The following is a 21,817-nucleotide window of genomic DNA, read 5'->3' on the forward strand; positions in this document are numbered from 1 at the left end:
CCCGACTAAAGCCGCAGGTTCGCTCGTCCGCCAGCGCCAGCGCCGTTTCCGCCGCTCGGTCCGGGCCGCTGCTGGCAAAGCGGGCGGCGTTGTCCAGTTTTGAAGCGGAGCGGCAGCGCCGAGGTCCCGAGAGGCATCCGGCGATTCGCCGCCCAGCTCCGCCCTTCGCGCCCAGGTTCGACGGAAGGCCTGCCGCAAGGGGGCTGCTGGTCGCGCCGCCTACCAGACGATGGGGTGGGTCGCGCCGGTCGTCACGTTCACGAACCCCTCCGGCAGCGCCTTGGTCGGGGCGACCAGGACCCATCGCCAGGGCGCGCAGGTCAGCGTGGCGAACTTCAGGAACTCCGGAAAGCCAGGCTCCCAGAGATGGAGGGCGGACTCGGCGTACATCCAGTCCACCTGGGAGCCCGCCCGGTACAGCGCCTGCATCTCGGCATCCAGGTCCTCGGCCGGCCGGGCCGTCATCAGCCCGCCGACCTCCAGCCGGACCTCAGCTGCGACCTTTCCCCGGTGGACGAGGACCCAGCCCCCGCCGATCTCCTGCAGGCGGTTGACGGCCCGCGCCATGGCCGCGTCGTCCGAGCCCACGCACCAGACGTTGTGGCTGTCATGGGCAACCGAGCAGGCCAGTGCGGTCTCGGGATCGCGCGGGCCGCAGCCGGTCCAGAACATCCGCGCCACCGCCCCGTCGCCCCGGTAGCGGTCCACCAGCGCCCATTTGGTGATCTGGCGCCCCGGGTCGCGCTGCACCTCGCCGCCCGCCACGGGCAGTTCGACGGTCAGGAAGTCGTCCTCCCAGTGGAAGGGGCGCAGCACGGCGGCCTGCATGGTCGTCCGGCCCGGAGCCGCCGCGATCGCGAAATCCCCGGCCACCAGGGTCCGGCCCACGTTCATGGTGTCCGTGGCCCAGTCCGGCCAGTCGATCCGGATCGCCGGCCCGACATAGCGGGTCCGCTCGCCCACCCGCTGCCCGTCGGCCCAGACCTCTGCGATTCCGACGCCCGGCACATCATCCAGAAGCACCAGGTCGGCATAGCGCCCCGGGGACACCGATCCGACCAGATGCTCGAGCCGCATGTGCCGCGCCGGGTTGATCGTGGCGCAGCGCAGCGCGATCTCGGGCGGCAGGCCCTGCGCGATGGCGGCGCGGACATTGTGGTCCGATGCGCCCTTGTCCAGCGTCTCGGTGGCGCTGCGGTCGTCGGTGGTGAAGGCCACGTTCGACCAGTCGGGCAGGCCGCGCGCGATCAGCGCGGGCAGGATGCGATCATAGGAAAAGGGGCGCAGCTCGACGAAGATGCCGCGCATCAGCCGGTCCCAGGCTTCGTCCGCGGCCCAGACCTCGTGGTCCGAGGACAGCCCGGCCGCCGCGAAGGCCGAAATGTCGTGCGGGTCGGTAAGGCCGGAGCCATGCCCTTCCACCACGCCGCGCCCGGCCATGGTCGCCCCGATCACCTCCCACATCCGGGCATAGCCGGGGTTCTCGGGGTTCCAGACGGCCGGCCAGTCCATCACCTCGTCAAGGCCGGTCACCGTGGGATCGGCCAGGAAGCGCCTCAGGTCCGAAGCATCGTAATGGCCGCCCGTCTCTTCCCAGGCGGAGGGCGGGACCGCCGAGCCGGGCTGGACGAAGATCTTGAGCGGGCTCCCGGCCAGGCGCGCCTTCTGCCAGAACTCCAGGTTCCTCGCGCCGTTGACGTTGCCGAACTCGTGGCTCGCCTCGCAGGTCCAGGTATTGCCGCGGGGGAGGACGAGGGCGGCCTCGTGCTCGGGCGTGAGGTGAGTGGACTCGATGTGCTTGTGGACCTCGCCGAACCCCGGCACGGCCGAAAGGCCATGGCGCCGGACACGTTCCCCCGCTTCGCCGCGCCAGCTTCCGATGGGGCCGACATAGGCGATGCGGCGCCCGGCGATCACCACCTCCTGGTCGGCCAGCCAATGGCCGGCATAGGCCGCGAACAGCCGGCCGACCTCGATCACCCGATCCGCCGGCCGCCGGCCCAGGGCCACCAGCGCGAGCGTCTGGCGGATGCGGACCTCCTCGGCGGCGTCGGGGCGCAGGTCGGGGGTCATGCCGCGCTCTCCCGACGCCGGGTGCGGGCGGAGAACAGGATGAGGGCCAGCACGGTGACCACGAAGGGGATGGTCTGGATCAGCTCGCCGGGGATCCAGCCGAACAGGCCGGGCATGACGATGGACAGGGCCTCGAAGACCCCGAAGAGCAGCGCGGCCAGGAGGGCGCCCACCGGATGCCGCGCCCCGAGCAGCACCGCGCCCAGCGCGATGAAGCCCCGGCCCGCGGTCATGTCGCGCGTGAAGCCCACATAGTTGAACATCGCCAGTTGCGCCCCGCCCAGCCCGGCCAGCGCGCCCGACGCCACGAGCGACCACATCCGCACCGCATCGACCCGCACGCCCGCCGCCTGGGGCGCGGCCGGGGCCTCGCCCACCGCCCGCAGCCAGAGCCCGCGCGGCGTCCGGTAGAGGATGTACCACAGGCCGAACACGGCAAAGGCCGCGACCCAGCTCAGCAGGGAGTGGCCGGACAGGAGGCCCAGGACGGGCACGCCGTCGACCCAGGGAATGTGAACCGCAGGGATCTTTCCGGACACGAGGTTGATCGAGGTCCCCTTGTCGCCCCCCGTCGCGAGCGAGAGCGCGAAGGGCGTCCCTCCGGCCGCGAGGATGTTCACCGCAAAGCCCACGAGGATGATGTCGGCCCTGAGGCGCAGGTGGAACAGGCCCATCAGCGCGCCCAGCAGCGCCCCCATCCCCATGCCCGCCAGCACCGCGATCCACCACGGGGCATGGACGGACACGATCACCGCCGTCAGGGCGGCGATCAGCATCATGCCCTCGAGCGCCACGTTCAGCGCTCCGCTCAGGTCCGAGACGAGGCCCCCCAGCGTGGCGAGAAGAAGGGGCGTGGTGGCGCGGATCACCGCGACGAGGAACGTGGCCGAAAGGACGGCGGTCAGGAGTTCGGTCATTCGGCGGGGGCCCCCACGGCCGGAGAGCGGCGTCGGCCGAGCCGCCCGAGCCATCGCCGGCCCGGCAGGCGGACGGAGGAGGCGACGAGAAGGATGATGAGCGCCTGCACCACGCCCAGCATCTCGGTCGGCACGTCCGAGCGCAGGCCCATGAGCTGCGCGCCCTGTCGCAGGTAGCCGTAGGCGAGCGCCACGACGGGCACGGCCAGCGGGCGGGACCGGGCCACGATGGCGATCAGGATTCCCTCGAAGGCGAGGTTCCCCTCGAAGTCGATGGCGATGCGCCCGAAGGCCCGGCCCTGGACGAAGACCGCCCCGAGAAGGCCCCCGATCGCGCCCGAGGCCGTCATGGCCGACACCATGATCCGGCGCGCCGGGATGCCGGCATAGTCCGCGAAGCCGGGGTTGTGTCCGACCAGCCGAAGCCTGAGCCCCCAGGCCGTCCGATAGAGCGCGAACCAGGCCAGCCCCGTCGCGACCAGCGCCACGGCGATCCCCAGGTCGAAGCGGGTGCCGGGCACGATGGCCGGGAACACCGCCTGCGGAGGGAAGTCGGGGCTGTTGAGCTGCCCCGTCCCGGGCGGGGCCAGATGCGCCCGCACGATCCAGTTCACCACCCGTATGGCGATGTAGTTCAGCATCAGGGAGGACACGATCTCCGAAGCGCCGAACCGGGCCTTGGCCCAGCCGGGCACGAAGCCGTAGGCCGCCCCGGCGGCCATCGCGGCCAGCATCCCGAGCGGGATCGCCAGCGGCGTCACGCCCAGCGGCGACAGCGCCACCAGCGAGGCCAGGAGCCCTCCGACATAGGCCTGCCCCTGGACGCCCAGGGCGAACTGCCGCGCCTGGAACACGAGGCTGAAGGCGAGGCCGGTCAGGGTCAGCTTGGCCACGTCGTCGATCCAGAGGCCCCGCGTCCGGTTGGAGGACATCGGCGCCATCAGGAAGGTCGAGAACGCCTTCGCGGGTTCGTCGGAGGTCGCGAGCACGATCAGGAAGGCCACGACCAGGGCGACGGCAAGGGCGGCCAGCGCGCGCCCGGTCTCGCGCAAGAGGGTGGCGGTGCGGGAGGATGCGGCGGTCATGCGAGGGCGGCCTGCATCTCGGGCGCGGCCTGCCGCTCGATGCCGAGCATGTAGGCTCCGAGCCGTTCCGCCGTCAGGTTGGGCGTGTTGCGGAAGGCCGCCACGATGCGGCCCCGGTAGAACACCAGAAGGCGATCCGACAGCGCCAGGAGCTCCGACAGGTCGGCCGAGGCCAGGATCACGGCCGCCCCGCCGTCGCGCGCGGCCGTCAGGGCGTTCCAGATGAACTGCGTGGCGCCCAGATCCACGCCGCGCGTGGGCTGGTTCACGAGAAGGAGGCGCGGCTGCTCGGCCAGCTCGCGGGCGACGACGACCTTTTGCATGTTCCCGCCGGACAGGGTGCCCACCGGCGCATCCGGCCCGCCCACCCGGATCGACAGCCGGTCGATCAGGCGGCGCGCCTCGCCCCGGATGGCCCTGCGGTCCAGAAGTCCGCGCCGCACGAATCGGCGGTCGCCCAGGCGGGTGGCGACCAGGTTCTCGGCCACGGTGGCGCCGGTCGCCAGGCCGGTCGCGATGCGGTCTTCGGGGATGTTCGCGACCCCGAGCGCCCGCCGGGCCGGCACGTCGAGCGTTCCGATCTCCTGACCACCCAAGCGCACGGAGCCCGCCGCGACCGGGCGAAGGCCGGCCACGGCCTCGATCAGCTCGGCCTGCCCGTTCCCCTCCACGCCCACCAGGCCCAGGATCTCGCGGGAGCGGACCTCCAGGCTCAGGTCCTCGGCGATGGTGGCCCCGCTTTCGGCCATGAGCCGCAGGCCCGACACCGACAGGGCCACAGGCCCCTCGTTCCTGGCACGCTCGACCCGCAGCGTCACCTCGCGCCCGACCATCATCGCGGCCAGGCCCGCCTCGTCCGTGTCGCCCCGCGCCACCTCGCCCACGCTGCGCCCGGCCCGCATGACGGTGATCCGGTCCGAGATCGCCAGAACCTCCGGCAGCTTGTGGGCGATGAAGATGACCGTGCGGCCCTGCGCCACCAGCGCGCGGATCGCGGTGAACAGCTCCTCCACCTCCTGCGGGGCAAGGACGGCGGTCGGCTCGTCGAGGATCAGGATGCGGGCGTCGCGGTAGAGCGCCTTCAGGATCTCCACCCGCTGCTGCTGCCCCACGGGGAGCCGCCGCACCGGCAGGAGCGGGTCCACCCGCAGCCGAAACCGCTCGGACAGGTCCCGCACCCGGGCGATGGCCGCCTCGCGGTCGAAGCGGAGCCCCGAGGCGGGCTCGGCCCCAAGGACCACGTTCTCGTAGACGGTGAAGGACGGCACGAGGCTGAAGTGCTGGAAGACCATGCCCACGCCGTGGTCGAGCGCGTCCCTCGGGCCGGTAAAGGCGACCTCCCGGCCGGCGATCCGCAGGGTGCCGGCATCGGGCCGTTCCAGCCCGAAGAGGATCTTCATCAGCGTGGACTTGCCCGCGCCGTTCTCGCCCACGACGGCATGGACCTCGCCGGGCCGGACGGTCAGGTCCACGCCGTCATTGGCCACCGTGCCACCGGGATAGACGCGGGTGATGCCCCGCGCCTCGATCATCGGAACCATGCCCACCCCCCGGGAACGGCCGCCCGGCGCAGGGCCGGACGGGCCGGCTGCCTCAGTTCATCGCCGTATCCACGGTGATCTCGCCCGAGATGATCTGCTGCTCGATGGCGTCGACCTGGGTCCGCACCTCCTCGGGGACGAGCTTCGCATACTGATCGTTCCTGGAGATGCCGACCGCGCCGTCCGCAAGGCCGAGCAACAGGGTCTGGCCGTAGGGCGCCGTGCCGTCGAGGGTCTGCTGGAGCACGGTGTAGAGCGAGTCGCCCACCTTCTTCTCGACGCTGGTGAAGATCACGTCGGCCTGCGCCGGATCGGTCGGCGCGAAGATCGCGGCCTGGTCGCTGTCCACGCCGATGGCGAGCTTGCCCTCGTCCCGTGCGGCCTGCAGCGCGCCGATCCCGGTCGCCCCGGCGATGGGAAAGACCACGTCCACCCCCTGCGCGAACTGCGCGAGCGCCAGTTCCTTGCCCTTGGCGGGGTCGGTGAAGCTGCCGGCAACCGCCTGCACCACCTCGACATCCGGCTTGGCGGCCTTGGCGCCCTGCTCGAATCCCACGGCGAACTCCAGCACGGTGGAGCCCTCGACCCCGAGGATGGTGCCGAGCTTGCCCGTTTCGGAGATCATCGCGGCGGCGTAGCCGGCCAGGTAGGCGGCGGTCGAGGTGCGGTAGGTGATGGCAAGGATGTTGGGGAAGGCCCCGCCCGAAAAGTCGGGCGTATCGTCGAAAAGGATGAACCGGGTGTCCGGGTATTCGGGCGCCAGCGCCTGCATGAAGCCGTTCATCTCCCAGGTGCCGGCGATCACCACGTCGAAGCCCTGATCGGTGGCGTCGGCCAGCGCGGGCTCCCACCGCGACCGGTCGAGCCCTGCCTCGATGACCGTGACGTCCACCGGCAGGTCGGCCTCGGCCCGCTCCAGGCCGGCGGCGGCGCTGTCGAAGAAGCTCTTGTCCCCCAGGTTGCCATGCACCACGAGGGCGACGGTCAGCGGATCGTCCTCGGTGTAGTCCTGCGCGACGGCGCCGAGCGGGAGGACGGCGGCAAGGCCCGCACCCAGCACGAGTTGCGCGGCAAAGCGTCGGGAGGGTCGGAACGTCATCGTGCGGTCTCCTTCTCGGGTGTCCTTGCGGTGGAGCCGGGCCGCCAGGTGACGGACTCGGCGAAAAGGGCCTTGAGGCGGTCGAGGTCGCCGCTCTCGACAAGGGTCACGGGCGGCGTGCCCAGGCGGCTGGACGGGTCCACCACCGTCATCCCCCGCGTGATCCCGGGGGCGAGCGCGACGTCCACGCTCGCCGTGAGGGCGCCGGTGACGATCGAGGGCTCGATCACCACGGCGGCGGCGAAGGGATCCACGAACTGGAAGACGTCGCCGCGCCCGTAGCCGATCGCAAAGCGCCGCGCATGCGACGCGAGCGCATGGGCGAAGGCGCCATACGGGTCGTCCGTCCGGCCCTGGAAGGCGTCGTCCATCTCCGGCCCCGTCATGGCGTGGCTGCGGCAGGGCTCCCAGGGGACCACGACGGTCGGGATGTCGGCCCCGAAGACGATCGCCGCCGCCTCGGGGTCGGCGTAGATGTTGAACTCGGCCGCGGGCGTGGTGTTGCCGCGCCCGTAGACCGTGCCCCCCATGAGGGTGAGCTGGCCGATCCCGGCCTCGATCCCCGGCGCGAGGCGGAGAGCGAGCGCGAGGTTGGTCAGGGGTCCGATCATGAGCAGGTCGACCTTCGCCTCCTCCGCGCGGGCCCGCTCCAGGCGGCGGCACAGGAAGGTCACGGCGTCGTGGCTTGCGGGCTCGGGGATGCGGGCGGGCCGGGGCGCGCCGCCCAAGCCGTCCTCCCCGTGGACATGGGCGGCGTCGATCACCGCGCCGGTCAGGGGCCGCGCCTGCCCGGCATGGACCGGAACATGGGCGGCGCCCGCCAGGGCGAGAACGCTCAGGATGTTGCGGGTCGCCGCCTCGAGGCCCACGTTGCCGAACACCGTCGTGATCGCCTCGGGGACGACGCCATGGGCGATCAGCATCATCAGGGCCTGGGCGTCGTCCACCCCGCCGTCGGTGTCGAGGATCAGGGGGTTCCGCATCAGGCTGCCCTTTCGCCGCGTGCCACGCGGTCCCAGAAGTTCCGGTAGGTCGCCGCGTAGTCGCGGCGGAGTTCGTCGAAGTCGGCCCGCAGCAGGCGACGGTCCCGCACCAGCGCCTCGCCCGCGACCCAGAGATGCCGGAGGTCCCGCCCCGATCCCGAGTAGACGAGCGCCGTCTCGATCTCGGGCGTTTCGGACCAGCCCGGGCCGCGCATGTCGAAGACGGCGATGTCCGCGGCCTTGCCGATCTCCAGCGATCCGGTCTCGTCCCCGAGGCCCAGAGCCCGCGCGCCGTCGATGGTCGCCATGCGGATCAGGTCCCGGGACGGGATGGGCTGCGCCCGGCCTTCGCGATGGCTGGCCACGAGGCCCGCCACCTTCATCTCGGTCACCATGTCGTAGGCGTTGTTCGCGGCGACGTTGTCCGTCCCCAGCGCCACGATCACCCCCGCCCGGCGCAGGTCCACCACCGGGCATATCCCTTCGCGTCCCGACCGCAGCCCCGCCGTGGCGCAATGCGCGACCGAGGCCGCCGGGGCGGCGGCGAAGATGGCGATGTCCTGGGGCGAAAGATCCAGGCAATGGGCCGCATGGACCCGACCGGCGAAAAAGCCGGACCGTTCCAAAGCCTGCGTGGCGGTCAGGCCCCAGCGGGCCAGGGTGTCCTCGTTGTCCTCGGGGCCGGCCGCCATGTGGAGGTGCATTCCGCAGCCCAGCCGGTTGGCGGCCTCCACCTCGGCCATGAGGGTCTGCTCGGAGTTGTCGACAAAAGGCGCGTGCGGCCCGAACCAGGGGATCACGCGGCCCCGCCGCTGCCCTTCCACGAAGGCCACCGCGCGTTCGAGCTCGGCCCGGCCATGCTCCAGGTCGCCCAGCTCGACGATGCCGTAGGCCACGACGGCCCGAAGCCCCGAGGCATCGGCGGCCCGGGCGACCTCTTCGGCGTGGAAGTACTGGTCGCAGAAGGTCGTGGTGCCCGACAGGGCCATCTCGGCGCAGGACAGGGCAACGGCCGGGCCGATGTCGCCGGGGCCGAGGCTCAGCTCGGGCTCGCGGATCGAATGGTACCAGCCGTCCATGGTGAGGAGCGAATGCCCCTCGGAGCGGCCGCGGAACAGGATCATCGCCGCATGGGTGTGCGCGTTGACGAGGCCCGGCATGACGAGATGGCCCGACAGGTCCAGCACCTCGTCGAAGCGCGCGGGATCGGGGCGCGTGGCGCCGGACCCGAGGCCGGCGATGCGGCCATCTTCGACGCTGATCCAGCCGTCTATGAGGACGCGGTTCGACGGATCGACCGTCAGAACAGTGGCGCCGTGAAGCAGAAACGAGAGCATTTGACCCGGTCTTGAGAACCGCCTTAAGAAATGGTTGGGCCGAGCAGACAGGACTTGTCAAATGCAAACGCCGACCGTCAGCGCGCCGCCGGGACGCCCCGTTCGCCTGCACGTTTTCCGGGCAGCGCCGCAGTCCGGCCGGGCCGCCCGATGAGCCGCAATCCGTTCCGCGCCGATCTTGAGGTGCCGTCGCGGCTGGCCCGGCAGGAGGGCGAGGCGATCCGCGCCGCGGCGGCGGAGGTCCTGTCCGGCGGCGCGATCCCGGGTCCGGCCGCCGCCGCCCTGCGCGACCGCTTCGGCCTCGGGCCGGACGACCTTCTGCTGCATCTCCTGCCCCTGGCGCGCGGGATCGCCCGGCCCCCGGTCTCGGGGTTCCATGTCGGCGCCGTGGGGCGGGCGGCGGGTTCGGGCGACCTGATCCTTGGCGGCAACCTCGAATTTCCCGGCGCGGCGCTGCACCAGACGATCCACGGCGAGGGCTTCGTCGCGATCCGCGCCTGGCAGCGGGGGCAGTCGCTCGACACCCTCGCCATCTCGGAGGCGCATCCCTGCGCCCATTGCCGCCAGGTCCTGACAGAGTTCGCCTCGTCCGGATCCCTGGTCCTGATCGATCCGCTGGGCCACCGCCTGACGATGGAGCAGCTCTACCCCTGGCCCTTCGATCCGGGCTACCTCGACCAGCCGGGCGCCCGGCCGCACCAGGGGACGGATGCGGGCCTGCGCGCCCCGGCCGGCCTGCCGCAGGAGGTTGCCGCCCGTCTCGCCGAGGCGGGACGTCAGGCGCATGCACCCTATTCCGGCTGCCCCGCCGCCCTTGTCCTGGAAACGGCCCTGGGCCTGTTCGCCGGAGGCAACCTGGAGAGCGTGGCCTTCAACCCCACCCTTACCCCCGGGCAAACCGCCATGGTGGCCCTGATCGCCGCCGGAGGGGACCCGACCTCGATCACGCGCGCCTGGCTCGCGCAGCGAACGGGCGGCCCCGTGGACCTGACCCGCTCCGTCGCCGAACTGCTGGCCGCCGTATCGCCCCGGGCCGAGCTTTCGGTCCACGCCTGGCCCGACTGACACCCGATCCCACCAGAAAGGACCCGCATGACACGACCGCCCCGCGCCCTGCTCGCCGGAGAAAGCTGGACCGTCCATTCGATCCATCAGAAGGGCTTCGACAGCTTCACGACCACGGATTACGCCGAAGGCGGTGGCTGGCTCATCGCTGCGCTGGAGGGAGCGGGATGGGAGGTGACCTACCAGCCCTCGCACGTCGCGGCCCGTGATTTTCCCGACACCGCAGAGGCGCTTCGCGCCTGGGATGCCGTGATCCTGTCGGATATCGGGGCCAATACGCTGCTCCTGCACCCCGACACCTTCCTGCGCGCGTCCCCGCGTCCGGACCGGCTTCTCGCGCTCCGGGATTATGTGGCCGCCGGCGGCGGGCTGATCATGGTGGGGGGCTACCTGACCTTCCAGGGCATCGAGGGGAAGGCCCGCTACGCCGGGACGGCGGTGGAGGAAGCGCTCCCCGTCGCGATCTCGCCCCAGGACGACCGGGTCGAGCGGCCGGCCGGCGTCGCACCCCGGCCCGCCCAGGCGCAGAGCCCGGTCCTGGCCGGGCTCCCCGACGGCGAATGGCCGGCGCTGCTGGGCTACAATCGGCTGACCCCCAAGCCGGGCGCCGAAGTCCTGGCCATGGTTGGCGATGACCCGCTGATCGTGGCGGGCAGCTTCGGGGATGGCCGCGCCCTCGCCTATGCGAGCGACTGCGGCCCCCACTGGGCTCCACCCGCCTTTGTCGAATGGCCGGGCTATGCCCCCCTTTGGGCCAACATGGCGGCATGGGTTGCCGGTCGGAGCGGCTGACCCGGCAGGCCGTCGCGCCACCGGCCATCCTGCGCCGCAGGGCCTGCGGGCCGACCGGAAGCGTCCGGTCGCCCCGGCATGCGCGACCCGTCCAGTGGACCGGGGCCCGGCCTGGACGGCGCCGCTGCCCTGCGAGGAACCCGCCTGAACGGCGATTGCGGCACCAAGGTCCGAACTGGCACATCGATGCCAGCGGGCGAGAGCACGCCAAGCCCCTCCATCTCGGACGGGCGAATTGGCCGCGTCGGTCCTCCACCAAGGTCATGGTGCGTGCGACGGGCATATTGAGACGAATCTAACGAAATATTCAGGAGTCAGTGCCACTCTGGCGGGGATCAGTGGTCCCCTGCCCGAAAGTCTTCCATGCGCCTGACCCTTAAACTCAAGCTTGCTGCCGTATTCCTCCTGCTCATTGCATCGTCGGCAGTCGCGATGACGCTTGCCATCCAAGGCCTGAGCACCCTGAACACCCGCCTCGGCCTCCTCGTCGAGGACGATGCCGAAAGCCTCAGGCTGGCCCAGGATCTCAAGGCCGAGACGATCTACATCCAGCGCGAGATCAGGGACATGATCCTTTACGATGATCGTGCCACCCTCGATGCCGTCAAGAACGAGATCGCCGCCACCCGGGAGCGGGTGAACTCGGCCAAGGATGAACTCCTGTCCCTGTCCGATGCCAGCGATCAGGACCTGATCAATCGCCTGTGGGACATCAACCTGCGCCTTCGCGACGTCAACAGCGAGGCGATCCGCCTGGCCGATGCCGGCACGCCGGACGGAAACGCAGCCGCCTTCCGCAAGGTGTCCACCGACGGCGAGGCGCTCTGGAAGGAGCTGCTCCCGGCCATCAACGACCTCGTGGAGAAAAAGCGCGACGACATGGCCCATGCGGCCAGCGACACCGACGCCCTGTATATCCGTTCGCGCAACCTCCTTGTCGGCCTTGCAGTGACCAGCGGCCTCGTGGGGGCTCTCGGGGCGCTCTGGATCACGGTCACCATCGCACGGGGCCTGACACGGAGCGTGGAACTCTCCACCCGTGTCGCGTCGGGCGATCTGACCAAAACGGCCGAGGTGCGCGGCAACGACGAAGTGTCGGACCTGCTGCGCAGCCTGAACAGCATGGTCGAGGGACTGCGCCGCGTCGTGGGCGAGGCGACCGGCAACTCCCGTCACGTGACCTCCGCCTCGACCGAGATGGCGGCCACGGCCACCCAGCTGAGCCAGGGGGCGACCGAGCAGGCTGCCGCCGCCGAAGAAGCCTCCGCCTCGGTGGAGCAGATGGCCGCCAACATCAAGCAAACCGCCCACAGCGCCCAGGAAACCGAGGCCATGGCGACGCGGGCGGCCCAGGAGGCCCGGCTATCGGGCGCGGCCACGACCGAAGCCGTCAGCGCCGTGAAGACCATCTCCGAACGCATCCTGGTTATCCAGGAGATCGCACGCCAGACCGACCTCCTCGCCCTCAACGCCGCCGTCGAGGCCGCGCGCGCTGGAGAGCATGGACGGGGCTTCGCCGTGGTCGCCTCCGAGGTCCGCAAGCTTGCGGAACGCAGCCAAAGCGCCGCCGGCGAGATCAGCGCGCTGTCGACGCGGACCGTGCAGGCTGCCGAGACCGCCGGACAGCGCATCGGCGGCCTGGTCCCCACCATCGAGCGCACGGCCAACCTGGTGGCACAGATCAACAACGCCAACCAGGAGCTCGCCACCGGAGCGGCGCAGGTGACGCTTGCCCTTGAGCAGCTGAACCAGGTCACTCAGGAGAACACCTCCGCTTCGGAACAGTTGGCCCTGACCGCAGAGCAGCTTTCCAATCAGGCCGAGGCTCTACAGGACTCGATGGGCTTCTTCCGCGTCGATGCGGACGTCGCATCCACCGCTCCCGTATCCGCCAGCGCCCCGGCCCAGGTGGTTCCATTGGCCAAGCCTGCGCAGACGGTTCCCCGCCGGAGCCCCTCCGTCCGATCGGGCATCGACCTGGATCTCGGTCATGCCGAGGACGACCTCGACGCCCAGTTCACCCGGGTCAGCCGACAAGCCTGAGGGGGCGGGCCGGACATGAATGGGCGGCGCGCGGATACCGCAGGCTCGGCCGTGCTCCGCAGCCAGTCCTCGCCCCGCCAGCAGGACGCGTCCGGCACCGTGCGGCCTTGAAAAGGTCAGCGGGAGAGCTTGGCCGAAGGATCAGCAGAGCACCTTGGTTCCTGCATCCCCTCGGCCGCCTTCCCGCTCCCACAGTGGCCCGGGACCTCCGGGCGGCATTGCTCCGACAGCAGCCCGCCGGGCCGGGCTACACGACGACGCCATTCAGTGACCGAGCATCGGTCTGGCCCAGATGCCCCCCGCAGACCAATGTCAGGCCGGATCGCAACGCCAGTGGTGACCCCGGATGGATTCGAACCATCGACCTGCCGCTTAGGAGGCGGCCGCTCTATCCCCTGAGCTACGGGGCCCCGCCCTCCTCTTGCCTGCCCCGAAGCCATAGGTCAACGGCGGAGGGCGGGCTTGGAGATCACAGGTGGGCGCGTCATAAAGGCCGCAAGAGCCTGCACGGAGCCCCTTGCGTGTCCAAGACCCCCAAACGCCCCCTCACCCTGCGCGACGTCTCCGAAGCTTCGGGCGTGTCCGAGATGACCGTGAGCCGGGTCCTTCGCGGCATGGGTGACGTCAGTGATGCCACCCGCGCGCGCGTCCGCGAGGCGGCAAGCCGGCTCGGCTATGTCCCCAACCGCATCGCCGGGGCGCTTGCCTCGAACCGGGTCAACCTCGTGGCCGTGGTGATTCCCAGCCTGGCCAACATGGTCTTTCCCGAGGTGCTGGGCGGCATTTCGGAGGAACTGGGCGACACCGGGCTTCAGCCCGTGGTGGGCGTCACGGACTACCTGCCCGAACGGGAAGAAAAGGTGCTCTTCGAGATGCTCTCCTGGCGGCCCTCGGGCGTGATCGTCGCGGGGCTGGAGCACTCGTCGGCGTCGCGCGCCATGCTGGAGCGCGCCGGCATCCCGGTGGTCGAGATCATGGACGTCGACGGCGAGGCGATCGATGCGGTGGTCGGCATCTCGCACGCCCGCGCCGGACGCGAGATGGCACAAGCCATCCTTGAGGCGGGCTACCGCCGCATCGGCGTGCTCGGGACCAAGATGCCGCTGGACTACCGGGCGCGGAAGCGCATGGAAGGTTTCCGGGCCTGCCTTGCCGAAGCGGGGATCACCATCGAGGATCAGGAGTTCTACGAAGGTGGCTCGGCGCTCCTCAAGGGCCGCGAGTTGACGCAGGCCATCCTCGGGCGGAGCCCGGACCTCGATTTCCTGTATTACTCCAACGACATGATCGGAGCGGGCGGGCTCCTCTGGCTTCTAGAACAGGGGGTGGCCATTCCCGAGGTGGTTGGATTGGCTGGCTTCAACCGGATCGAACTGCTGGACGGGCTGCCCCGTCGGCTGGCCACCATGGACGCCTGCCGCCGCGAAATTGGCCGCCGCGCCGCCGCCATCGTTGCCGCACGCCATGCCGATCCTTCGCTGCCGGGCGGTGAACGCATGGAGCTCACTCCGACCATCGAACCCGGCGATACGCTCCGGGCGCCCAGAACGCCGCTTTAGGGACGGACGAAGCTCCGGCCGGGGCGTGCCGCCGCTTTGACCTCCCCCTGAGGGTCAGGCTTTGAAGCCCAGTTCGTGTGAGGTTCCGGCATGAAGCACCGCGCCCACGAGAACCGCCCCTTAGCCGAGTCTTTGGTGCTGAGGCAGCAGATCACCGGCCGCAGACAGGTCGACGCAGGCGTCCATATGGTTTTGTGGCCACCTGAGCCTGAGACCGCCAGCAGTCCTGGATATGCTTTGGCACCGCGTGGGTCGGGTCTGTGGCAGGGCCGCGGCCGGCCTCGCAAACGACCCGAGAGGCTCCACGCCGACAAGGCTCACGACCACCGTCGCTGCCGGGCCGAATGCCGCGCCCGATCCATCCGGCCTCGAATCCCAAGATAGGCGTGGACAGCAGCCAAACGCTCGGTCGGCACCGCCGGATGGTGGAACGAACCTTCGCCTTGGCTCAACCGAATGCGCCGCCTCAGAGTGCGGCTCACGAGCGCCGCACCGACTTTCGCGGGGCCGTCACCCGTCCGGGATGCGCCCTCGTCTGCCTCAACCAGATCGCAAGATTTTGTCAGATGTTGCAGGGCGATGCGCCCGGTTCAGCCCTGCGAGCGGATCCACAGGGTCATCATGGGGCCACGGGCGCGATGCCGAACGAAAGCCGCGATCCCCACAGTCTTCAGCCGAAACGACCCCTAGAGGCCATCGAGCTCCGCAGAGGTCCGGCAAGCGTTCAGTCCTCGCTGTAGCGCTGCTCGCGCCAGGGGTCGCCGTACATGTGGTAGCCGTTCCGCTCCCAGAAGCCGGCGCGGTCGGCCCCGATCAGCTCGATCCGGCCCAGCCACTTGGCGCTCTTCCAGAAATAAAGATGCGGGACCATCGCCCGCATCGGCCCGCCATGCGCCTGCGTCAGCGGCTGCCCCTGCCAGTGCGTGGCCAGCATCGCGTCGGGCGCGGCAAAGTCCATCAGCGGCAGGTTGGTCGTATAGCCGTCATAGGAATGGAGGAGGACATGGGTCGCCTGATCGACCGGGCGCGCCACCTCGAGGAGGTCCTGCACGCGGACGCCCTTCCAGTCGTTGTCGTAGCGCGACCAGGTGGTGACGCAGTGGATGTCGGTCCGAAGCTCGGTCTGCGGCAGCGCCTGGAACTGCTCCCAGTTCAGGGACAGCGGCTTTTCGACCAGCCCCACCACGTCGAGCCGCCAGGTGGACAGCGGCAGGTCCGGGTGGACGCCCAGGTCGAGCACCGGCCAGTCGCGGACGAGGTGCTGTCCGGGGGGCAGGCGGTCCTCCTCCGGGCGGCTCTGGCGTCCGGTGAGGAACTTGCCCGCCTCGGCCCAGAGGCGCTTGGTGCGGGTCAGCTTGCTGTCGTCGGGGGTGTCGTCCATGGCCACCTCTCACGCTTCGGGAACGGCTGTCACGCTTCGGGAACCGACCGGCGCAGCTCCTCCAGCCAGACGGTCGCGACCGAATCGGAGGGCGCGCGCCAGTCGCCCCGGGGCGACAGCGACCCGCCCGCCGAGACCTTGGGCCCGTTGGGCAGCGCCGAGCGCTTGAACTGGCTGGTGGTGAAGAAGCGCCACAGGAACGCTTCCATCCATTTGCGGATGGTGGCGAGGTCGTACTGCTTCTTGAGGCTGTCCGGGAACTCGTGCGGCCACAGTCCCGCGTTCACGTCGCGCCACGCATGCCAGGCCAGGAACGCCACCTTGGAGGGCGGCAGGCCGTAGCGCATGATGTGGAACAGGAAAAAGTCGTGCAGCTCATAGGGGCCGATCTTGTCCTCGGTGCTCTGCATCCCGGCCTCGTCATCCGCCGGGATCAGCTCGGGCGAGATGGTCGTGCCCAGGATCGCCTCCAGCACGGCGTCGGTCTCGGGGTCGAACTGGTTCGACCGCACGGCCCAGCGGATCAGGTACTGGATCAGCGTCTTGGGGACGCCCGCGTTGACGGCGTAATGGCTCATCTGGTCGCCGACGCCATAAGTGCACCAGCCCAGCGCCAGCTCGGACAGGTCGCCGGTGCCGATGACGAAGCCATTCCGCTGGTTGGCGAGCCGGAACAGGTAGTCGGTCCGCAGCCCCGCCTGCACGTTCTCGAAGGTGATGTCGTACTGGGGCTTCCCCTCGGCAAAGGGGTGGCCCATGTCGGCCAGCATCTGCCGCGCGGCGGGCCGGATGTCGATCTCGGCCGCGGTGATGCCGAGGGCGCGCATCAGCTTCCAGGCGTTGGACTTGGTCGTCTCGCCGGTGGCGAAGCCCGGCATCGTGAAGCCCAGGATGGTGGAGCGCGGGATGTTCAGCCGGTCGCAGACCTTGGCCGCCACGATCAGCGCGTGGGTGGAATCGAGCCCGCCCGACACGCCGATGACCATGGTGGTGCCCGAGGTCGCCTCAAAGCGGCGGCGCAGCCCTTCGACCTGGATGTTGAACGCCTCGTAGCAGTCCTGGTCGAGGTGGCTCGCCCGGTTCGGCACATAGGGAAAGCGCCGGATCTTGCGGATCAGGCCCTTGTCCTGGACATGCGGCTGGTGGTCGAAGGTCACCCGCCGGAACACCGCCCCGCTGCGGCGCGCATGCTCGGCGGCGTCGGCGAAGGTGCCGGTCCGCAGGCGTTCGTTCAGGATCCGCTGCGTGTCGATGTCCGCGATGCAGAGCCCGGGCTCCAGCGAGAACCGCTCCGACTCCGCCATCAGGTCGCCCAGTTCGTAGATCGCCCCCTGCCCGTCCCAGGCGAGGTCGGTCGTGCTCTCCCCCGGTCCGGCGGCCGAATAGGCGTAGGCGGCGAAGGCCCGGGCCGATTGCGCGCGGCAGAGCATGTGCCGGTCGTCGGCCTTGCCGATGACGATGTTCGACGCCGACAGGTTGGTCAGGATCACCGCCCCCGCGAGCGCCGCCTCCGACGACGGCGGGATCGTCGCCCAGTAGTCCTCGCAGATCTCCACATGGAAGACGAAGCCGGGCAGGTCCGCGGCCTCGAAAAGGAGGTCCGACCCGAAGGGCGCGTCGCGTCCCGCCAGCCGGATGGTCTGGCCACGGATGTTGCGGCCATGCGCGAACCAGCGCTTCTCGTAGTATTCGCGGTAGTTGGGCAGGAAGGACTTGGGGACTACGCCCAGAATCGCGCCCCGCGCCACCACGACCGCGCAGTTGTAAAGCCGCCCCTCGTGCCGCAGCGGCGCGCCGATCAGCAGGACGGGCGACAGGTCGCGGCTGGCCTCCACGACGGCGGCGATGGCCTCCTCGACCGCGTCCAGCAGCGCCGTCTGCATGTGCAGGTCGTCGATGGCATAAGAGGAGACGCAAAGCTCCGGGTAGACGACCAGATCGACGCCCGCCTCGTGGGCGCGCCGCGCCTCGGCAAGGATGGCGTCGCGGTTGAAGCCCACGTCGGCGGGGCGCACATGCGGCGTGCTGGACGCGACCCGCACGAAACCATGGCGGTGCAGGGCGTAGAAGTGGTCGGGTCCCGTCCAGTCGTTCACGCCAGCATCTCCTCGATCATCTCCGTCGCGGTCATCAGGCATTTCAGCCGAACGCCCCCTCGACCGATCGCACCATAATGCGCCTCGCGGTGGATGGTATCCCGTCCGCGCCGGGCGCAGGCAAAATGCACGAGGCCTTCCTCGGCCTCTTCGCCCGCCGGCCCGGCATAGCCGGTGATCGCCACGGCGATGTCGGCGGGGGAGTGCTCCAGCGCACCTTCGGCCATGGCGCGGGCCACCGGCTCGGAGACCGCCGTGTGTTCCTCCAGCATCTCGGGCGACACGCCCAGCATCTGGGTCTTGGCGTCCTCGGTGTAGACCACGAAGCCCCGTTCGAAGGCGTGCGAGCAGCCCTCCACATCCGTGAGCAGCGAGGCCAGAAGCCCGCCCGTGCAGCTTTCGGCGGTGGCCAAGGCAAGATCGGCGTCACAGGCTTTCTGGAGGATGCGCGTGATGGCGTCCTCGAGCGGCTTGGGGATGTCGCTCGACAGGGTCTCGGTCATTCTGATCTCATTCGGGTGGCTGTGGATCCAGGCGATGCAAACGGGGCAACGGCGTCGGCCCGGGCGGGTTCCGGGCCGACGGGCGGCAGCTGGCTCTCCGGCGTCGGACGGGGCGGCGCCCGGACGCGTTGCCAGGCGGTCCGCACCCCTCCGAGCCCCCGGTGGGCACGCCGTGAAAACCGGCAAAGGCCGGGATATCCGGCGTGATCGACCGGCCAAGGGAAAGAAGATGGGGCGGGACTCTTGCCTGATCCACAGGAATCCTAACGTATTCCGCAGCATGACCCGGCCTGGAGGAGCAACAGGATGACGAGCAAGAGCGACGAAGACATTCGCAGGCGCGCCTACGAGCTTTGGGAGAAGGAAGGCCGCCCGCACGGCCGGCACGAGGAGCATTGGCGGCAAGCCCTGGAACACGGTGGCGACGGCGCGGACACGGGCCAGGCGCCCGACGCCATGCCCGAGGCGGTCTCTCCTGAGGCCACGCCCGCACCCGCCCGCAAGACCCGGAGCCGCTCGGCCAAGTCGGCTGGGCCCGCCGAGGAAGCCGCAGCGCCCGCGCCGTCCGAAGCGCCCGCGCCCGAGACCAAGAGGCGGGCCCGCCGCACCACGCCCGAGACCGGTGGCGAGGCCCCGATCCGCCCCGCCGCCCGGCCGCGCAAGCCGCGCAGCACTCCGGCCCAGTGAGGTGCGGCCCCGCCGAACCGGCACGGGACGGTCAGGGGGCGAAGAAGATCCGTTCCATCACTGTCCAGCTGTCATGGCCGGGCAGCGGGATCTGCATGGGATCGCACAAGGCATGCCATTCGACGTTGCGGGGGTCGGCCGCCAGGCGAGCCGTGTCGCCCTCGTGGTCCGTTCCAGCATATTCGTAGTAGGCGAACTCGTAGAGTTGCCCGTCCGGCATGACCTGGACGAAGATGTTGAAGTTCCGGATGTTGCAGGCGGCCAGCAGGTCGCGGATGCCCGGGCCGTCATGAAGGCGGCGGTAGTCGGCCAGGCAGTCCGGCCTGAGTCCCACAACCATGCCAAAGCGTAGAACCGTGTCTCCCGTCATGCCCTGATGTTCCGTCCCGCAAGTGGCCAGGCTTCGTCCGACATTCGCCTGCGCGTCGCGGGCTGGCAACGGCTTCCTGCGCCGGCTACCCCGACGGTCAGGCGAGGTGATAGCCCTGCGGGAGGATCGGGGATGGCGCCTCGCGGCCCATGTGCGGCGCCAGGCTGATCTCGGCCGCGCGGCAGATCGCATCCAGCGGCAGCGCGTTGACGTTGTCGCCGAAGGGCTGGCTCAACTCCTCGGAAACCTCCGCGAGGCCGAGGAACACATACGCCGCGATGCCCACGAAGAGCGGCGTCAGCCATCCTGCAGGGCCGATCAGCGCAAGCGGAAGCAGCACGCAGTACAGGTAGGTCGTCCGGTAGATCAGCAGCGAATAGACATAAGGCAGCGGCGTTCCCGCGATCCGTTCGCAGCCGGCCTGCTGGAGCGCGAAGCTCCCCAGCCGGGCGCTGAGCGTCCGCGCCCCGAAGCCGTCGATCGTCCCCCGCCCCAGCGCCTCGGCCATGAGCTCGCCCAGGCGGTCGAGCGCGGCATCGGGCGGATGCGGTGCGTCCAGGAAGAGGGCGATGTCACCGTCGGCCGCCAGCTGGCCAGCCCGGCGCCGCAAGCTGGCACGGTGGAGATGGATGAAGGTCAGCGCCAGTTCGAGCATCCTGAGGCGCAGGCCGTCGTCCGCCACGAAGATCCGGACCTCCCGCGCAAAGGCGCGCATGTCGGCCAGAAGTCCGCCCCAGAGCCGCCGCGCCTCCCACCACCGGTCATAGGCGGCGTTGTTGCGGAACCCAAGGAACAGCGACAGCGCGATGCCGAACACGGTGAAGGGCGTGGCGTCCACCTGCGGCAGGCCACCATAGGCGTCCTCCACCCAGACCAGGGCGGCCGCGATGACGATCAGCGAGATCAGCGGCCGGGCGATGTGCGGCAACACCGACCCTCGCATCGCGAAGATGATGTCGAGCATGCGCGGCTTGTTTCGGATGATCATGCAGGCGCTCCTTGCGGAAGGGGCGGGACAGGGAGGGTCAGGGGCGACACCTCGTCCGGGGCGCCCCCGCGGCACGGGCAAGGCCCAAGCCGGACGGCGCACGATCCCGCATGGATCAGCGGGCGTCCAGGGCCGCAGGCCCGGCCGCGCCGTTCCGCTCCCGCCGCGACTGCCGCAGCAGGGAGACGGTGTAGATGATCAGGCTGGCCCAGATCATGGGGAAGGCGATCATGCGCGCGCGTCCGAACTCCTCGCCAAACAGAAGGACGGCGGTCATGGCGATCATCGTCGGCGCGATGTACTGCAGGATGCCGATGGTGGACAGGCGGAGCAGCTTGGCCCCGTTCGCGTAAAGGATCAACGGAACCGCCGTGACCACCCCGCAGCCGAGCAGGAGCCATGTGCTGCCGGCATCGCCGGTCAGGAAATGGCTGCGCCCCGTCGCGCCGAGATAGCCCAGGTAGAGCAGCGCCGGCGCGAGAAGGAGGAGCACCTCGAGGAAGAAGCCCTGGTTCGGTCCGATCGGCAGCCATTTCTTCAGAAAGGCGTAGGCGCCCCAGGTCAGCGTGAGGCCCAGGGCCACGACTGGCAGGCGCCCCGTTTCCCAGGTCAGCACCGCCACCGCTGCCGCGGCCAGCCCGATGGCCACCCATTGCGCCGGGCTCAGTCGTTCGCGCAGGAGCATGGCCCCGAGAAAGATGCTGAACAGCGGGTTGATGTAGTAGCCCAGCGCCGCATCGAGCGCATGACCGGCTCCGATGGCCCAGACATAGATCCCCCAGTTGACCGAGATGAGCGTGGCCGTCACCGCGGCCATGCCGAGCATCCGGGGCGACTGCATCGCGCGCCTGAGATCCGCCGTGCGGCCCGTGGCCCACAGCACCAGCCCGGCGATGGGGATCGACCAGATGACCCGGTGCGCGATGACCTCGGACGGGGGAATATGCGCCAGGGCCTTCATGTAGATCGGCAGGACGCCCCAGACGATGTAGACCGTCGTCGCCAGGATGAGGCCCTTGGGGCTGTCTTCGCTGCTGTTCATCGGGATCTCCCGTTCGCCACCGTCACGGTGGCCAGCCGGTATCGCAAGCCGCCGCAGGGCGCCATCCCAATCCGGGCGGCCGCGGCGCAGGGCGTTCGGGACCGGCGCTCCGGCTCATCCTGTGACGGGGCTGGCCCATCGGCTGTCCGGCCTTCCGTTCGGAGCGCATGGACGTCGGGACCGCGGCCGTCCGGCGTGGTCACGATCGGGACGGCTCTTCGTGCGAAGGGCCGCCGACGCCTCGGCGCCGGCGGCC

The 21,817-nt window shown here is 70.2% G+C and carries 18 protein-coding genes, 1 tRNA gene and 1 pseudogene; 6 read left to right on the forward strand and 14 right to left on the reverse strand.

Annotation, left to right across the window (positions count from 1 at the left end; all coding sequences use genetic code 11):
* Positions 1-219: 219 nt before the first annotated feature.
* From J3P31_RS14950 to J3P31_RS14980, 7 genes are read right to left on the reverse strand one after another with little or no spacing between them, the layout of a single operon-like run.
* On the reverse strand, positions 220-2,073 hold the full coding sequence (locus J3P31_RS14950; protein WP_210529278.1) for an adenine deaminase: 1,854 nt from the start codon (positions 2,071-2,073) through the stop codon (positions 220-222).
* Entirely contained in the window at positions 2,070-2,990 is a 921-nt protein-coding gene (locus J3P31_RS14955; RefSeq protein ID WP_210529279.1) for an ABC transporter permease, read from the reverse strand. The genes J3P31_RS14950 and J3P31_RS14955 overlap by 4 nt, the downstream gene beginning before the upstream one ends.
* Positions 2,987-4,075, reverse strand: a complete 1,089-nt coding sequence (locus J3P31_RS14960; protein WP_210529280.1) for an ABC transporter permease — start codon at positions 4,073-4,075, stop codon at positions 2,987-2,989. Before J3P31_RS14960 ends, J3P31_RS14955 begins: the two co-directional genes overlap by 4 nt.
* Positions 4,072-5,616 (reverse strand): ABC transporter ATP-binding protein, encoded by a 1,545-nt coding sequence (locus tag J3P31_RS14965; protein WP_210529281.1) that lies wholly within the window; start codon positions 5,614-5,616, stop codon positions 4,072-4,074. The genes J3P31_RS14960 and J3P31_RS14965 overlap by 4 nt, the downstream gene beginning before the upstream one ends.
* A 52-nt stretch (positions 5,617-5,668) precedes the next feature.
* Positions 5,669-6,715, reverse strand: coding sequence for a BMP family lipoprotein (locus J3P31_RS14970; protein ID WP_210529282.1), 1,047 nt, complete (start codon positions 6,713-6,715; stop codon positions 5,669-5,671).
* On the reverse strand, positions 6,712-7,698 hold the full coding sequence (locus J3P31_RS14975) for a nucleoside hydrolase (protein ID WP_210529283.1): 987 nt from the start codon (positions 7,696-7,698) through the stop codon (positions 6,712-6,714). The genes J3P31_RS14970 and J3P31_RS14975 overlap by 4 nt, the downstream gene beginning before the upstream one ends.
* On the reverse strand, positions 7,698-9,035 hold the full coding sequence (locus J3P31_RS14980; RefSeq protein ID WP_210529284.1) for an amidohydrolase family protein: 1,338 nt from the start codon (positions 9,033-9,035) through the stop codon (positions 7,698-7,700). Before J3P31_RS14980 ends, J3P31_RS14975 begins: the two co-directional genes overlap by 1 nt.
* 150 nt (positions 9,036-9,185) lie before the next feature.
* On the opposite strand from J3P31_RS14980, the gene J3P31_RS14985 reads away from it, so the two are divergent.
* From J3P31_RS14985 to J3P31_RS14995, 3 genes are all read left to right on the forward strand, one after another.
* Complete coding sequence (locus tag J3P31_RS14985; protein ID WP_210529285.1) at positions 9,186-10,100, forward strand: cytidine deaminase; 915 nt, start codon at positions 9,186-9,188, stop codon at positions 10,098-10,100.
* 27 nt (positions 10,101-10,127) lie between these two features.
* Positions 10,128-10,892 carry a glutamine amidotransferase gene (locus J3P31_RS14990; RefSeq protein ID WP_210529286.1) on the forward strand — a complete coding sequence of 255 codons (765 nt, stop codon included), beginning with the start codon at positions 10,128-10,130 and terminating at the stop codon, positions 10,890-10,892.
* A gap of 363 nt (positions 10,893-11,255) precedes the next feature.
* Complete coding sequence (locus J3P31_RS14995; RefSeq protein ID WP_210529287.1) at positions 11,256-12,935, forward strand: methyl-accepting chemotaxis protein; 1,680 nt, start codon at positions 11,256-11,258, stop codon at positions 12,933-12,935.
* Positions 12,936-13,269: 334 nt separating this feature from the next.
* On the opposite strand, the gene J3P31_RS15000 is transcribed toward J3P31_RS14995, so the two are convergent.
* Positions 13,270-13,345: transfer RNA gene (locus J3P31_RS15000), tRNA-Arg, on the reverse strand.
* A gap of 111 nt (positions 13,346-13,456) precedes the next feature.
* Between J3P31_RS15000 and J3P31_RS15005 the strand changes: the two genes are divergently transcribed.
* Both J3P31_RS15005 and J3P31_RS21925 read left to right on the forward strand, forming a co-directional pair.
* On the forward strand, positions 13,457-14,494 hold the full coding sequence (locus tag J3P31_RS15005) for a LacI family DNA-binding transcriptional regulator (RefSeq protein ID WP_210529288.1): 1,038 nt from the start codon (positions 13,457-13,459) through the stop codon (positions 14,492-14,494).
* Between the two features lie 270 nt (positions 14,495-14,764).
* Positions 14,765-15,057 (forward strand): annotated as a pseudogene (locus J3P31_RS21925) (transposase); the annotation flags it as partial.
* Positions 15,058-15,218: 161 nt separating this feature from the next.
* Here J3P31_RS21925 and J3P31_RS15015 read toward each other — a convergent pair.
* The 3 genes from J3P31_RS15015 to J3P31_RS15025 are packed head-to-tail and all read right to left on the reverse strand — an operon-like array spanning position 15,219 to position 18,474.
* Positions 15,219-15,875, reverse strand: a complete 657-nt coding sequence (locus J3P31_RS15015; protein WP_210529289.1) for a sulfite oxidase-like oxidoreductase — start codon at positions 15,873-15,875, stop codon at positions 15,219-15,221.
* 29 nt (positions 15,876-15,904) lie between these two features.
* Positions 15,905-17,971, reverse strand: coding sequence for an NAD(+) synthase (locus J3P31_RS15020; protein ID WP_368373087.1), 2,067 nt, complete (start codon positions 17,969-17,971; stop codon positions 15,905-15,907).
* A complete protein-coding gene (locus tag J3P31_RS15025) occupies positions 17,968-18,474 on the reverse strand; it encodes a CinA family protein (RefSeq protein WP_210529291.1) in 507 nt (168 codons plus the stop codon). Before J3P31_RS15025 ends, J3P31_RS15020 begins: the two co-directional genes overlap by 4 nt.
* A gap of 306 nt (positions 18,475-18,780) precedes the next feature.
* Between J3P31_RS15025 and J3P31_RS15030 the strand changes: the two genes are divergently transcribed.
* Complete coding sequence (locus tag J3P31_RS15030) at positions 18,781-19,161, forward strand: DUF2934 domain-containing protein (RefSeq protein WP_210529292.1); 381 nt, start codon at positions 18,781-18,783, stop codon at positions 19,159-19,161.
* Between the two features lie 31 nt (positions 19,162-19,192).
* On the opposite strand, the gene J3P31_RS15035 is transcribed toward J3P31_RS15030, so the two are convergent.
* The 3 genes from J3P31_RS15035 to rarD form a co-directional block, all read right to left on the reverse strand.
* Positions 19,193-19,531, reverse strand: coding sequence for an L-rhamnose mutarotase (locus J3P31_RS15035; protein ID WP_210529293.1), 339 nt, complete (start codon positions 19,529-19,531; stop codon positions 19,193-19,195).
* A gap of 97 nt (positions 19,532-19,628) precedes the next feature.
* Positions 19,629-20,519: a bestrophin family protein gene (locus J3P31_RS15040; protein ID WP_210529294.1), complete on the reverse strand. Its 891-nt coding sequence runs from the start codon at positions 20,517-20,519 to the stop codon at positions 19,629-19,631.
* A gap of 115 nt (positions 20,520-20,634) precedes the next feature.
* Positions 20,635-21,561 carry an EamA family transporter RarD gene (gene rarD / locus J3P31_RS15045; protein WP_210529295.1) on the reverse strand — a complete coding sequence of 309 codons (927 nt, stop codon included), beginning with the start codon at positions 21,559-21,561 and terminating at the stop codon, positions 20,635-20,637.
* Between the last annotated feature and the right edge of the window lie 256 nt (positions 21,562-21,817).

Origin of the sequence: Rubellimicrobium arenae (genome assembly GCF_017916275.1) — a bacterium.
Classification (GTDB): domain Bacteria; phylum Pseudomonadota; class Alphaproteobacteria; order Rhodobacterales; family Rhodobacteraceae; genus Rubellimicrobium; species Rubellimicrobium arenae.

Coding starts and splice junctions, on each gene's coding strand:
- J3P31_RS14995 (WP_210529287.1), top strand. CDS start 11,256: ATGCGCCTGACCCTTAAACTCAAGCTTGCTGCCGTATTCCTCCTGCTC.
- J3P31_RS14960 (WP_210529280.1), bottom strand. CDS start 4,075: ATGACCGCCGCATCCTCCCGCACCGCCACCCTCTTGCGCGAGACCGGG.
- J3P31_RS14980 (WP_210529284.1), bottom strand. CDS start 9,035: ATGCTCTCGTTTCTGCTTCACGGCGCCACTGTTCTGACGGTCGATCCG.
- J3P31_RS14955 (WP_210529279.1), bottom strand. CDS start 2,990: ATGACCGAACTCCTGACCGCCGTCCTTTCGGCCACGTTCCTCGTCGCG.
- rarD (WP_210529295.1), bottom strand. CDS start 21,561: ATGAACAGCAGCGAAGACAGCCCCAAGGGCCTCATCCTGGCGACGACG.
- J3P31_RS14965 (WP_210529281.1), bottom strand. CDS start 5,616: ATGGTTCCGATGATCGAGGCGCGGGGCATCACCCGCGTCTATCCCGGT.
- J3P31_RS14950 (WP_210529278.1), bottom strand. CDS start 2,073: ATGACCCCCGACCTGCGCCCCGACGCCGCCGAGGAGGTCCGCATCCGC.
- J3P31_RS15025 (WP_210529291.1), bottom strand. CDS start 18,474: ATGACCGAGACCCTGTCGAGCGACATCCCCAAGCCGCTCGAGGACGCC.
- J3P31_RS15035 (WP_210529293.1), bottom strand. CDS start 19,531: ATGACGGGAGACACGGTTCTACGCTTTGGCATGGTTGTGGGACTCAGG.
- J3P31_RS14970 (WP_210529282.1), bottom strand. CDS start 6,715: ATGACGTTCCGACCCTCCCGACGCTTTGCCGCGCAACTCGTGCTGGGT.
- J3P31_RS14990 (WP_210529286.1), top strand. CDS start 10,128: ATGACACGACCGCCCCGCGCCCTGCTCGCCGGAGAAAGCTGGACCGTC.
- J3P31_RS15015 (WP_210529289.1), bottom strand. CDS start 15,875: ATGGACGACACCCCCGACGACAGCAAGCTGACCCGCACCAAGCGCCTC.
- J3P31_RS15030 (WP_210529292.1), top strand. CDS start 18,781: ATGACGAGCAAGAGCGACGAAGACATTCGCAGGCGCGCCTACGAGCTT.
- J3P31_RS14975 (WP_210529283.1), bottom strand. CDS start 7,698: ATGCGGAACCCCCTGATCCTCGACACCGACGGCGGGGTGGACGACGCC.
- J3P31_RS14985 (WP_210529285.1), top strand. CDS start 9,186: ATGAGCCGCAATCCGTTCCGCGCCGATCTTGAGGTGCCGTCGCGGCTG.
- J3P31_RS15040 (WP_210529294.1), bottom strand. CDS start 20,519: ATGATCATCCGAAACAAGCCGCGCATGCTCGACATCATCTTCGCGATG.